Genomic DNA, 12,202 nt, shown 5'->3' on the forward strand with positions numbered 1-12,202 from the left:
CAACACCACTTCACCCTGTGGGAGCGAGCCTGCTCGCGAAGGCGGTCGTTCATTCAACATTTGTATCGACTGACCCGACGCCTTCGCGAGCAGGCTCGCTCCCACGCGGGGATAGGTGGGGATTAGCGGATAAAGTGAATTTTGCCGCTGTCGTCATTGCCCACATAGATCCCGTAAACCCCGGCCTGGCGTTCCTCGATATAGCGTTCGAGGATCTGCCGGATCGCCGGGTAATAGATCTGCTCCCACGGGATGTCCTCGGGGGCGAAGAATTTATAGTCGAGGGTTTCCGGCCCGAACTGGCCGGTAATCTCCAGCGCGATGGCGCGGAAGATGATGTACACCTCGCTGATTTTCGGCACGCTGAAAATCGAGTAGGGCGAGAGGATTTCCGCGCGCACGCCGCTTTCTTCCCAGACTTCACGCAGCGCGGCCTGCTCGGTGGTTTCGCCGCTTTCCATGAAGCCTGCGGGCAGCGTCCAGGTGCCCGGGCGCGGGGGAATTGCCCGTTGGCACAAGAGGTACTTGCCGTCCTGCTCAATGATGCAGCCGGCAATGATCTTCGGATTGACGTAGTGGATGAAGCCGCAACCGCGGCACATCAGGCGCTCGTGCGTATCGCCCGGCGGTACCTGCTGACCGAGATCAGGTCCACCGCACTTTGGGCAAAAGCTCGGGCTGAACATGTCAGTGACCTATACGGGGTTCTTTGAGCGGGATGGGCAGGGTGATCGGTGGCGTGCCTTTGACAGCGATGCCGGTTTCTTCCTGCTTGCGCTTGAGGTAGTCGAGCGCAACGGCAGCGGCAGCGCGAACGTGGTCCACGCAAGCCTGATGCGCCAGCAGCGGATCGCCGCTCTTGATGGCCTCGACCATTTTTTCCATTTCCTGGTTACTCGCGCCGCGACGGTTTTCCTGAGACACCGAGGTCGCGCGCAGGTAGCTGATGCGTGCCTGCAACTGACGCAATTGTGTGGCCGCGACGTGGTTGCCTGAACCTTCCAGCAGCACATCGTAGAAACCTTGTACCGAGTCGATCACTTGCTGCAATTCGCCGTCCTTGAGCGCCTTGCGGTTCTCATCGAGGGCTTTCTCCAGCGCTTTGATGTCCTTGGCTTTGGCGCGCAGGGTGAACAGCTGCACGATCAGGCCTTCCAGCACGCAACGCAGTTCGTAGATATCGACGGCATCGGCGAGGGTGATGATGGCGACGCGTGGGCCCTTGGCATCGGCAAACTCCACCAGGCCTTCGGATTCGAGGTGACGCAAGGCTTCGCGTACCGACGTGCGGCTGACGCCCAGGCGATCGCACAGATCGCGTTCGACCAGGCGGTCGCCCGGCAGAAGCTGGAAGTTCATGATGGCGCTTCGCAGTTTATCCAGCACGATTTCGCGCAGGGTAACGGGGTTGCGATTGACCTTGAAGCTGTCGTCGAGTGGCAGGCGTTTCATGGGGTCCGCTCTTTACTATGGCTGTCCATGCCAGACGGGCATCAAAACAGCCGAGGGGTTAACTGGAGGCCTCGGCGTCGGCGTCGGCAAAGGCTTCGCGGGCCAGCCGGAAACTGTCCACGGCCGCCGGGACGCCGCAATAAATGCCGACTTGAAGCAGAATTTCGCGTATTTGCTCACGACTCAGGCCGTTACGCAAGGCGCCACGCACATGCAGCTTGAGTTCGTGCGGGCGGTTGAGCGCCGAGATCATCGCCAGGTTGATCATGCTGCGTTCCTTGAGCGACAAACCCTCGCGACCCCAGACATGGCCCCAGCAGTATTCGGTGACCATTTCCTGCAACGGGCGGGTGAAGTCGTCGGCGTTCTCTATTGAGCGTTGCACATAGGCTTCGCCCAATACCTGAGTGCGGATCTTCAGGCCTTTTTCGTATTTCTCATTGTTCATGATGTTCGCCTCAACTCGATCCCTGTGGGAGCTGGCTTGCCAGCGATAGCGGTAGATCACTCAACATTGATATCGAATGTGATGCCGTCATCGCTGGCAAGCCAGCTCCCACAGGGTTTATGTGAATCGGTCAGGTCAGGGCAGGCAACGCGCCCAGCTTGCCCTTGTGATAAATCATTGGCGTCACCGGTTGTGCCGGCAGAATCAGATTCTTCACCGCGCCAACGATGATCGCGTGATCGCCACCATCGTATTCGCGCCACAATTCGCACTCGATGATCGCCGTAGCCTTGGCCAGAATCGGGTTGCCCAGTTCGCTCAAATGCCACTCGATGTCTTTGGCCTTGTCCTTGCCTTTACCGGCAAAGGCGTAGGCCTCGGCAGTCTGCTCGGCTGAGAGCAAGTGAATGGCGAAGCGCTTGCTGTCGCGCAAGATCGGGTAGGTATCGGAGGCGTAATTGGGGCAGAACAGCACCAATGCCGGATCAATCGACAGGGCGCTGAAGGCGCTCGCGGTGATGCCGACGATGCCGCCATCCGGGTCGAGGGCGGTGACCACCGTGACGCCGGACGGAAACGAGCTCATCACGTCTTTATATATGCCGGGTTCGATCATGTCGCAGGTCTCCTAGCGCATCACAAACGGATCAGGCATTGGCGCCTGAGAAAGGTTGATCCACACCGTTTTCAGTTCGGTGTAGGCCAGCACCGAATCGATGCCGCTTTCGCGTCCATAGCCACTGTTCTTGAAGCCGCCGATCGGTGCCATCGCCGACACCGCGCGGTAGGTGTTGACCCAGATGATCCCCGACCGCACATCCCGGGCCAGACGATGGGCACGGCCCAGGTCACGGGTCCAGATGCCGGCGGCGAGACCGAACTGTGAGTCGTTGGCAATCGCCAGCGCTTGGGCTTCATCTTTAAAGCGAATGACCGATGCGACGGGGCCGAAGACTTCTTCCTGCATGATTTTCATCGAATTGCTGTCGCACTCGAACAGTGTCGGCTCATAGAACCAGCCGTCACCGAGCCCCGTCGGGCGCTTGCCACCGGTACGCAAAATCGCACCTTCGGCGAGGGCATCGGCAACCAGACCTTCAACCACCGCGAGCTGCTGCGCGGTGGCCATCGGGCCCATTTCACTGCTGTCTTCCTGCGGATTGCCAATGCGAATGCGCTGGGCGCGCTCCACCAGTCGACTGACGAACTCGTCGTAGATTTCGTCCTGCACCAACAGTCGCGAGCCGGACACACAACTCTGACCGGATGCCGCGTAAATCCCGGCAATCGCCCCGTTAATCGCGCTGTCGAGGTCGGCGTCGGCGAAGATGATGTTCGGCGATTTGCCGCCCAGTTCCAGCGACAGCTTGGCGAAGTTCTCGGCACTGCTGCGCACCACATGCCGTGCCGTGGCCGCGCCGCCGGTGAAGGCGATCTTGCGGATCAGCGGATGACGGGTGAGGGCGGCGCCGGTGCTCGGGCCGTAACCGGTGACGACGTTGACCACGCCCGGCGGGATCCCGGCTTCGAGGGCCAGACGCGCCAACTCAAGGATGGTCGCCGAAGCATGTTCGGACGGCTTGATCACAATCGTGTTGCCGGCGGCGAGGGCCGGGGCGAGTTTGATCGCAGTCAAATAAAGCGGGCTGTTCCAGGGAATGATCGCGGCGACTACACCCATGGCTTCGTGAACCGTGTAGGCGAACAGATCCGGCTTATCCAGCGGCAAGGTGCCGCCTTCGAGCTTGTCGGCAAGCCCTGCGGTGTAATGGAAAAATTCTGGCAGATAGCTGACCTGACCACGGGTTTCGCGGATCAGTTTGCCGTTATCGCGGCTTTCCAGTTGCGCCAGGTGTTCCTTGTTCTCAGCGATCAAGTCACTGAGACGACGCAGCAATTTGCCGCGTGCCGTGGCGGTCAGGCCACGCCATGCCGGGCTGTCGAACGCGGTTTGCGCCGATTGCACGGCGCGCTCGACATCCGCTTCATCGGCGTCGGGCAGCTCGGCCCAGGCTTGGGCCGTGGCCGGGTTGAGGCTTTCGAAAGTCTTGCCGGAGAGGGCATCGACCCATTCTCCGCCGATGCACATCTGGAAGCGTGCGAGCGTCATGCAACGATCCCCTTTATTTGATTTTGTCGGGAGTGCGCGAATTCGAGAAATTCCAGCAGTGTCTGGTTGACCAGACGCGGCGACTCTACGGGCATCATATGCCGTTGCTCGGGCAGCACGGCAACCTTGGCGCCGGGGATGCGCAGGGCCAGTTGTTCGGCCATCTCCGGGGTCGAGCCCGGATCGAGTCCACCGGTGGCAATCAGCGTCGGCGCCTGAATGCTGCCCAGGTCGTCGGCGCGATACATGTCTTGCGTGGCGAACAGCTCGTAAGTGGTCAGGTAACCCTGCGGATCATTATTGGCCAGGGTTTGCCGCAACGCGGCGATCTGCGCCGGATTCGCTGCCTGATATTCACGGCTGAACCAGCGTGAAAGCGCCGCTTCGGCATTCGCGTCGGGCCCGTGTTCGGCGGCTTGCGCAGTGCGGGCGATGACGCCGGCGCGCTGCTCTTCGCTGCGGTTGAACACGCTGTTGAGCACCACCAGGCTTTGCAGGCGCTGTGGGTAATGCAGGGCAAATGCTCGCGCCACCAGTCCGCCCATGGAAAAACCGATCACCGCCGCCTCAGGCAAGTTCAGGTGATCGAGCAGCTCCAGCAACTGGTCGGCATAACCGAGCAGGTTGGTGCCGCTGGCCGGTCGCGGACTCGCGCCATGGCCGAGCATGTCGTAGGCGATCACCTGATATTGGCTGGCGAGGCCGACAATCTGGCCGCCCCACATTTCTTTGTTCAGGCCCACGCCGTGGATCAAAACCACGGGCTGGCCTTGGCCGGTCGCCAGGTAACTGGTGCCAGCCGGGGTGAGTTCAGCGGTGAGCCGAATCATGGAGCGCTCCTGCTTGCCTTTTTTATTGTGATTACTGGGCTTTTTCGGCGGCCAGTTCTTCCAGATCGATGTAACGGTTACCGATGCGCGGGTGCAGACGACCACCGTCGGCGCAACCCAGCACGACGACGATTTCATCGGCACGCGGCGCGTCTTCGATCTGTATTTCCAAGGTGATGTAGTGCGAACGCAGGCCTTCGTCGTCCTTGTGCATCATCGGGATCTGAATCGAGGTGCCCGGGCCGCCGCGCTTGTTGGTGAAGCTCAGGTAGCTCTTGGCCTTGACCGCTTCGCGGTAGTGGTTGCCGAAGCGCAGGGTGTGGATCACGGCGGAGGCGTGCTCGATCTCGCCATCAGCGCCGACCACAGCGGCTTTGCCGTAGGCCTCGATTTTTTCTGCGCCGCCAATGATCCCGACCAGACGCTCGACCATCAAAGCGCCGAGATCGGAGCAGTTGGCGCGGATCTGCGGCTTGAGGTCTTCCACAAAGCCGTTGCCCACCCAAGGGTTTTTCATCACCACGGCGAGGCCAACCATGGTCACTGGCTTGTCGGTGGCTTTACCGCCTTCGATGAAGGTTTCTTCGACATAGCTGACGATCTTGCGAATTTCGAAACTCATGAGCTGCTCCGGTGGGGGATTGAGAGTGTCTTTCCGTCTGATGGTATACCATAATACCTATCGTGCAAGTCCCCCTTGCGAGTTTTGAATCATCTATCCGGCGAATGGCGGTGCATTCAGCCGCCACCCCACATCCCCAATTCGCCTCAGGCCCCTGTGGGAGCGAGCCTGCTCGCGAAAGCGGTGGGTCAGCCAATAAAGAGGGTGACTGTCACCCCGCATTCGCGAGCAGGCTCGCTCCCACAATGGAAATCACTGGCAGGAGAAGCCTGTGTGCGGTTAACAAAAGATAACGTGGCGCCGATTGTCAGACGTTTCCAAAGCCCGATAGGATGAGCCAGCTTCCGAAGGGGCTCTGGATTGCGGGTTTCAGGACTATGCTTCTGACCAGCGATCGCTCGAACACCCTTGCGGCGCCCTTTAAGGCCAAATGGCCTAACAATAATAAATAGGGGAAGGTCTATGAGTCGTTGCCGCCCGCCGGCGTTACGCAACACCGCGTTGCTGGCCACAGCACTCTCGATGCTGGGCTTTGCCATATTGTCGGCACCTGTGATTGCCGCCCAGGCTCCAGCCGATGTGGTTTATGCCACCGAATCAGCCAAAGCCGCGAAAAGCCTCATTCTTGACGTCGTCCACGCTGGCGCCCGTTTGGTCGCCGTCGGGGATCGCGGGCACATTCTGTATTCCGATGACCAGGGCAAGACCTGGACGCAGGCCAAGGTGCCGAGCCGGCAGTTGCTGACGGCCGTGTATTTTGTCGACGACAAGCACGGCTGGGCGGTCGGCCATGACGCGCAGATTCTCGCCAGCGAGGACGGCGGCCTGACCTGGACCAAACAATTCGAAGATCTCAAACGCGAATCGCCGCTGCTCGACGTCTGGTTCAAGGACGCCAACAGCGGCTTTGCCGTGGGCGCTTACGGCGCGCTGCTGGAAACAACCGATGGCGGCAAAAACTGGGAAGACGTCAGTGACCGCCTCGACAACGAAGACCAGTTTCACCTCAACGCCATCGCTGCAGTGAAAGACGCCGGGCTGTTCATCGTCGGCGAGTCGGGCAGCATGTTTCGCTCCGCCGACGAGGGCCAGACCTGGGAAAAACTCGAAGGCCCATACGAAGGCTCGCTCTTCGGCGTGATCGGCACTGCTCAACCGCAGACGCTGCTGGCTTACGGCTTGCGCGGCAACCTCTACCGCTCGAGCGATTTCGGCAGCAACTGGGAACAGATCGAGCTCAAAGCCGCGCGCGGAACACTGGAATTCGGCCTTTCCGGCGCTGCCTTGCTCGACGACGGCTCCATCGTGATCGTCGGCAACGGCGGTTCGGTGATCAGCAGCAGCGACAACGGTGAAACTTTCAGTGTGTTCAACCGCGCGGATCGCATTTCCCTGTCGTCGGTCACCGCCGCCGGCAATGGCAACCTGATTCTGACCGGGCAGGGTGGCGTCCACACCACGCTGCCGAACGGCGCCGAGATCAATAATAAGAAGGCGGGGCTATGACTTCCTTGAACACACAAAACCAGGAAAAGGCGACGGTCCTCGAACGCCTGATTTTCAACAACCGCCCGGCGGTGATCCTCATCTGCCTGGTGGTGAGCATTTTCCTGTTCTGGCAGGCCACGTTGATCCGGCCGTCCACCAGTTTCGAAAAAATGATCCCGCTGCAGCATCCGTTCATCGAGAAGATGATGGAGCACCGCAACGATCTGGCGAACCTGGGCAACACCGTGCGGATTTCGGTGGAAGCCACCGATGGCGATATCTTCTCCAAGGAGTACATGGAGACCCTGCGCCAGATCAACGACGAGGTGTTCTACATCTCGGGCGTTGACCGCTCCGGGCTGAAGTCGCTGTGGAGCCCGAGCGTGCGCTGGACCGAAGTGACCGAGGAGGGTTTCGCCGGCGGTGAGGTGATTCCGCAGAGCTACAACGGCTCGCAGGACAGCCTCGATCTGCTGCGCAACAACGTGCTCAAGTCCGGTCAGGTCGGCCGTCTGGTGGCCAACGACTTCAAGTCGAGCATCGTCGACATCCCGCTGCTGGAGTCCTACCCGGACCCGCAGGATCAGGGCAAGTTGCTGGCGCTGGATTACCGCAAGTTCTCCCATGAACTCGAAGACAAGATCCGCAACAAGTTCGAAGCGCAGAACCCGAACATCAAGATCCACATCGTCGGTTTCGCCAAGAAGGTCGGCGACCTGATTGACGGTCTGGTGATGGTGGTGCTGTTCTTCGGCGTCGCCTTCGTGATCACCCTGATTCTGCTGCTGTGGTTCACCAACTGCGTGCGCAGCACCATCGCGGTATTGAGCACGACGCTGGTGGCGGTGGTCTGGCAACTCGGCTTGATGCACTTCTTCGGCTTCGGACTCGATCCGTATTCGATGCTGGTGCCGTTCCTGATTTTCGCCATCGGCATCTCTCATGGCGTGCAGAAGATCAACGGCATCGCGCTGCAATCCAGCGAGGCGGACAACGCGCTTACGGCTGCACGACGCACGTTCCGGCAACTGTTCCTGCCGGGGATGATTGCGATTCTCGCGGATGCGGTCGGCTTCATCACGCTGCTGATCATCGACATCGGTGTTATCCGTGAATTGGCCATCGGTGCGTCCATCGGTGTGGCGGTGATCGTGTTTACCAACCTGATCCTGTTGCCGGTCGCCATCTCCTATGTCGGCATCAGCAAACGCGCTATCGCCAAGAGCAAGAAGGACGCGAACCGCGAACATCCGTTCTGGCGCCTGCTGTCGAACTTTGCCAGCCCGAAAGTTGCACCGATCTCTGTAGCCCTGGCGCTGGTCGCCTTCGGTGGTGGCCTCTGGTACAGCCAGAACCTGAAAATCGGCGACCTCGACCAAGGCGCGCCGGAGTTGCGTCCTGATTCGCGCTACAACAAGGACAACAACTTCATCATCAGCAACTATTCGACCAGTTCCGACGTGCTTGTGGTGATGGTCAAGACCAAGGCTGAAGGCTGTTCACGCATTGAAGCCATGGCACCGATCGATGAACTGATGTGGAAGATGCAGAACACCGAGGGCGTGCAGTCGGCGATCTCGTTGGTGACGGTGTCCAAGCAGATGATCAAAGGCATGAACGAGGGCAACCTGAAATGGGAAACCCTGTCGCGCAATCCGGACGTGCTGAACAACTCGATTGCCCGTGCTGATGGTTTGTACAACAACAGCTGCTCGCTGGCGCCGGTGCTGGTGTTCCTCAACGACCACAAGGCCGAAACCCTTGATCGTGCGGTGCATGCGGTGCAGGAGTTCGCCAAGGACAACAACAAGGACGGCCTGGAATTCATCCTCGCCGCGGGTAACGCCGGCATCGAAGCGGCCACCAACGAAGTCATCAAACAGGCTGAGTTGACCATCCTGATCCTGGTGTACATCTGCGTGGCGGTGATGTGCATGATCACCTTCCGTTCATGGGCGGCGACCTTGTGCATCGTGCTGCCGCTGGTGCTGACTTCGGTACTCGGCAACGCGCTGATGGCGTTCATGGGCATCGGTGTGAAAGTGGCGACGTTGCCGGTGGTGGCGCTGGGTGTGGGTATCGGCGTCGACTACGGGATCTACATCTACAGCCGTCTGGAAAGTTTCCTGCGTGCCGGTCTGCCGTTGCAGGAAGCCTATTACCAGACCCTGAAATCCACCGGTAAAGCGGTGCTGTTCACCGGTCTGTGCCTGGCCATCGGCGTGTGCACCTGGATCTTCTCGGCGATCAAGTTCCAGGCCGACATGGGCCTGATGCTGACCTTCATGCTGCTGTGGAACATGTTCGGTGCGCTGTGGCTGCTGCCGGCACTGGCGAAGTTCCTGATCAAGCCAGAGAAACTGGCGGGGCAGAAGGGCAACTCGCTGTTTGCGCATTGATCTGAAGGGCTGAAATGAAAAAGCCGCAACCTTAGGGTTGCGGCTTTTTTTGTGGATCAGGATCTTTTGACTTTGCTTCAAGAAAGCTCAGCCCCAAGCACAACACTCAACGCACTGCGCGCATCATCCAGCTGCACCAACGTTGCATGCCGAGCACCCAGCGCATCGCGATTTTCAATGGCCGTCAAAATCGCCTTGTGCCGCGGCAACGCGAATTCATGCAGGTTCGGCCGCTGATTCGAATGCTTCAGCGCCTCGGCAATCGCCACCGACAGCATGTTGCACAGGTTCGCCAACAAATCATTGTGCGTCGCATCGGCAATCCGGCTGTGAAAGTCCAGGTCCGGTTGCAGCAGTGCTTCCGGCGTCGGCGCCGCTTCCATGCGTTGGTAGGCTTCGCCGATGGCGGCAATGTCGGCATCGGTCGCATGCTGGGCGGCGAGGGCGGCGGCGGCAGGTTCGATGATGCTGCGCACGCTGGTCAGCACGTTGAAAAACTCATTCTGCGGGCTGCTTTGCATCAGCCAGTGCAGCACGTCCGGGTCGAGCATGTGCCATTCGCGGCGCGCCTTGACCACCGTGCCGACGCGCGGCTTCGAATACACCAGACCCTTGGCCACCAACACCCGCGTGGCTTCGCGCAACACCGGCCGGCTGACCGCGTACTCCTCGCACAACAAGGCTTCGGCGGGCAGTTTGTCATCGGGCAAAAAGCGTCCGGAGACGATCTGCTTGCCCAATTCCTGGACAATGCGCGAGTGCATGCTTTTGCGGTCGGAAGGTTTACGGTAATCCATGGGGGGCGGCGCGATCCTGAGCGATGGAGATGCCGCGCATCATAGCAGGCACGGCACAATCTTGAGGCAGACACAGAAACCAAATGTGGGAGCGAGCCTGCTCGCGAAGGCGGCATATCAGTCAAATAGATGTCGACTGACACTCCCTCTTCGCGAGCAGGCTCGCTCCCACAGGGGACTGCGGTGTTAGTGAGAGTGGCGGGGTACTTCCGCCCCACGGCAACCGACCAGGAAGTCAAAGTCGCAGCCCTGATCCGCCTGCAACACATGGTCGATGTACAGCTGACGATAACCGCCCACCAGCAACTGTTGCGGTGGTTGCAGATCGGCCATGCGCGCCGCCAGTTCGGCATCCGGAATGTCCAGGTGCAAACGGCCAGTGGCGCAATCGAGTTCGATCCAGTCGCCTTCCTTCACCGTGGCCAACGGCCCACCGGCTGCCGCTTCCGGCGCCACGTGCAAAACCACCGTGCCGTACGCCGTGCCGCTCATCCGCGCATCGGAAATACGCACCATGTCGGTCACGCCTTGCGCTAGCAGCTTGGCCGGTAGGCCCATGTTGCCGACTTCGGCCATGCCCGGATAACCCTTCGGCCCGCAGTTCTTCATCACCAGAATCGAGTTGGCATCAACATCCAGTTCCGGATCATTGATTCGTGCTTTGTACATGTCGAAGTTCTCGAACACCACTGCACGTCCACGATGCTGCATCAGTTCGGCGCTGGCGGCGGACGGCTTGAGCACCGCGCCCAGTGGCGCGAGATTACCGCGCAGCACGCAGATACCGCCGTCAGCACGAATCGGATTGTCGAGCGTGCGGATCACTTCGTCTTCGCCATAGATCGGCGCGTCCTTGGTGTTCTCGCCGATGGACTTGCCGTTGACGGTCAAGGCATTCGGATGCGGAATCAGGTTGGCTTCACCCAGGCGACGCAGCACGGCTGGCAAGCCACCGGCGTAGTAAAACTCTTCCATCAGGAAACGCCCGGACGGTTGCAGATCGACGATGGTCGGCATGCCGCGGCCGATGCGGGTCCAGTCGTCCAGATCCAGCTCGACGCCAATGCGCCCGGCGATGGCTTTCAAGTGAATCACGGCGTTGGTCGAACCACCGATGGCAGCGTTGACGCGAATCGCGTTTTCGAAGGCTTCCTTGGTCAGGATCTTCGACAGTTTCAAATCCTCGCGAACCATCTCCACCGCCCGCATGCCGGACATGTGCGCCAGCACATAACGCCGCGCATCCACCGCTGGAATTGCCGCGTTGTGCGGCAGCGAAGTGCCCAGTGCTTCGGCCATGCACGCCATGGTCGACGCCGTGCCCATGGTGTTGCAGGTGCCCGCCGAACGCGACATTCCGCCCTCGGCCGCGAGGAAGTCGTCAATGGTGATGGTGCCGGCCTTGACCTGTTCGCTGAGCTGCCAGACCACGGTGCCGGAGCCAATGTCCTTGCCCTTGTGCTTGCCGTTGAGCATCGGCCCGCCAGTGACGACGATGGCCGGCACGTCGCAACTCGCTGCGCCCATTAGCAGCGCCGGAGTGGTTTTGTCGCAACCGGTCAGCAGCACCACACCGTCAATCGGGTTACCGCGAATCGCTTCCTCAACGTCCATGCTCGCCAGGTTGCGGGTGAGCATGGCGGTCGGGCGCAGGTTGGATTCGCCGTTGGAGAACACCGGGAATTCCACCGGGAAGCCACCGGCCTCGATCACCCCGCGTTTGACGTGCTCCGCGATCTGGCGGAAATGCGCGTTGCACGGGGTCAGTTCCGACCAGGTGTTGCAGATGCCGATGATCGGCTTGCCATGAAACTGGTGGTCGGCGATGCCCTGATTCTTCATCCAGCTGCGGTACATGAAGCCGTTCTTGTCGGCCGTGCCAAACCATTGGGCGGAGCGCAGGGTGGGTTTCTTATCAGACATGATCGATTCTCTTATTGTATGACTATAGTGTTCCGGTGATGGCCTAACATAAGCTCAAATTCGGCGGTTTGGAAGTGTTGTTGGGTAATTAGTAATACTATATAGTCGTTTTCGACGGAGGGATGGCCCTGGC

General features: G+C 60.0%; 11 protein-coding genes. 2 read left to right on the forward strand and 9 right to left on the reverse strand.

Features of this window, described 5'->3' with window-relative positions:
• Positions 1-122: 122 nt before the first annotated feature.
• The 7 genes from AB4P92_RS27975 to AB4P92_RS28005 all read right to left on the reverse strand — a co-directional run bounded on the left by AB4P92_RS27975 (position 123) and on the right by AB4P92_RS28005 (position 5,462).
• A complete protein-coding gene (locus AB4P92_RS27975) occupies positions 123-686 on the reverse strand; it encodes an NUDIX hydrolase (protein WP_150592145.1) in 564 nt (187 codons plus the stop codon).
• 1 nt (position 687) lies between these two features.
• Positions 688-1,452 carry a GntR family transcriptional regulator gene (locus tag AB4P92_RS27980; protein WP_042559512.1) on the reverse strand — a complete coding sequence of 255 codons (765 nt, stop codon included), beginning with the start codon at positions 1,450-1,452 and terminating at the stop codon, positions 688-690.
• A 58-nt stretch (positions 1,453-1,510) separates the two neighbouring features.
• On the reverse strand, positions 1,511-1,900 hold the full coding sequence (locus AB4P92_RS27985; protein WP_042559511.1) for a carboxymuconolactone decarboxylase family protein: 390 nt from the start codon (positions 1,898-1,900) through the stop codon (positions 1,511-1,513).
• Between the two features lie 130 nt (positions 1,901-2,030).
• Positions 2,031-2,516, reverse strand: a complete 486-nt coding sequence (locus AB4P92_RS27990) for a flavin reductase family protein (RefSeq protein WP_115147070.1) — start codon at positions 2,514-2,516, stop codon at positions 2,031-2,033.
• Between the two features lie 12 nt (positions 2,517-2,528).
• Positions 2,529-4,010, reverse strand: coding sequence for an aldehyde dehydrogenase (locus tag AB4P92_RS27995; protein WP_395598506.1), 1,482 nt, complete (start codon positions 4,008-4,010; stop codon positions 2,529-2,531).
• Positions 4,007-4,840: an alpha/beta fold hydrolase gene (locus tag AB4P92_RS28000; RefSeq protein WP_395598507.1), complete on the reverse strand. Its 834-nt coding sequence runs from the start codon at positions 4,838-4,840 to the stop codon at positions 4,007-4,009. The genes AB4P92_RS27995 and AB4P92_RS28000 overlap by 4 nt, the downstream gene beginning before the upstream one ends.
• A 31-nt stretch (positions 4,841-4,871) precedes the next feature.
• Entirely contained in the window at positions 4,872-5,462 is a 591-nt protein-coding gene (locus AB4P92_RS28005) for an amino acid synthesis family protein (RefSeq protein ID WP_395598508.1), read from the reverse strand.
• Positions 5,463-5,924: 462 nt separating this feature from the next.
• Here AB4P92_RS28005 and AB4P92_RS28010 point away from each other — a divergent pair, with 462 nt between their 5' ends.
• Together AB4P92_RS28010 and AB4P92_RS28015 are read left to right on the forward strand one after the other, a co-directional pair.
• Positions 5,925-6,968, forward strand: a complete 1,044-nt coding sequence (locus tag AB4P92_RS28010) for a YCF48-related protein (RefSeq protein ID WP_261735691.1) — start codon at positions 5,925-5,927, stop codon at positions 6,966-6,968.
• Positions 6,965-9,349 carry an RND family transporter gene (locus AB4P92_RS28015; RefSeq protein WP_150592138.1) on the forward strand — a complete coding sequence of 795 codons (2,385 nt, stop codon included), beginning with the start codon at positions 6,965-6,967 and terminating at the stop codon, positions 9,347-9,349. Before AB4P92_RS28010 ends, AB4P92_RS28015 begins: the two co-directional genes overlap by 4 nt.
• A gap of 77 nt (positions 9,350-9,426) precedes the next feature.
• On the opposite strand, the gene AB4P92_RS28020 is transcribed toward AB4P92_RS28015, so the two are convergent.
• Both AB4P92_RS28020 and AB4P92_RS28025 read right to left on the reverse strand, forming a co-directional pair.
• Positions 9,427-10,146 carry a FadR/GntR family transcriptional regulator gene (locus AB4P92_RS28020; protein ID WP_042559505.1) on the reverse strand — a complete coding sequence of 240 codons (720 nt, stop codon included), beginning with the start codon at positions 10,144-10,146 and terminating at the stop codon, positions 9,427-9,429.
• Positions 10,147-10,332: 186 nt separating this feature from the next.
• A complete protein-coding gene (locus AB4P92_RS28025) occupies positions 10,333-12,069 on the reverse strand; it encodes an IlvD/Edd family dehydratase (protein ID WP_042559504.1) in 1,737 nt (578 codons plus the stop codon).
• Positions 12,070-12,202: the final 133 nt, after the last annotated feature.

It is taken from the genome of Pseudomonas sp. A0308, assembly GCF_044218815.1.
In the GTDB taxonomy this organism is placed as follows: domain Bacteria; phylum Pseudomonadota; class Gammaproteobacteria; order Pseudomonadales; family Pseudomonadaceae; genus Aquipseudomonas; species Aquipseudomonas iridis.

Bases quoted from the DNA above. Each gene is read 5' to 3' on its own strand.
- AB4P92_RS27975 (WP_150592145.1), bottom strand. From the start codon at position 686: ATGTTCAGCCCGAGCTTTTGCCCAAAGTGCGGTGGACCTGATCTCGGT.
- AB4P92_RS27980 (WP_042559512.1), bottom strand. From the start codon at position 1,452: ATGAAACGCCTGCCACTCGACGACAGCTTCAAGGTCAATCGCAACCCC.
- AB4P92_RS27985 (WP_042559511.1), bottom strand. From the start codon at position 1,900: ATGAACAATGAGAAATACGAAAAAGGCCTGAAGATCCGCACTCAGGTA.
- AB4P92_RS27990 (WP_115147070.1), bottom strand. From the start codon at position 2,516: ATGATCGAACCCGGCATATATAAAGACGTGATGAGCTCGTTTCCGTCC.
- AB4P92_RS27995 (WP_395598506.1), bottom strand. From the start codon at position 4,010: ATGACGCTCGCACGCTTCCAGATGTGCATCGGCGGAGAATGGGTCGAT.
- AB4P92_RS28000 (WP_395598507.1), bottom strand. From the start codon at position 4,840: ATGATTCGGCTCACCGCTGAACTCACCCCGGCTGGCACCAGTTACCTG.
- AB4P92_RS28005 (WP_395598508.1), bottom strand. From the start codon at position 5,462: ATGAGTTTCGAAATTCGCAAGATCGTCAGCTATGTCGAAGAAACCTTC.
- AB4P92_RS28010 (WP_261735691.1), top strand. From the start codon at position 5,925: ATGAGTCGTTGCCGCCCGCCGGCGTTACGCAACACCGCGTTGCTGGCC.
- AB4P92_RS28015 (WP_150592138.1), top strand. From the start codon at position 6,965: ATGACTTCCTTGAACACACAAAACCAGGAAAAGGCGACGGTCCTCGAA.
- AB4P92_RS28020 (WP_042559505.1), bottom strand. From the start codon at position 10,146: ATGGATTACCGTAAACCTTCCGACCGCAAAAGCATGCACTCGCGCATT.
- AB4P92_RS28025 (WP_042559504.1), bottom strand. From the start codon at position 12,069: ATGTCTGATAAGAAACCCACCCTGCGCTCCGCCCAATGGTTTGGCACG.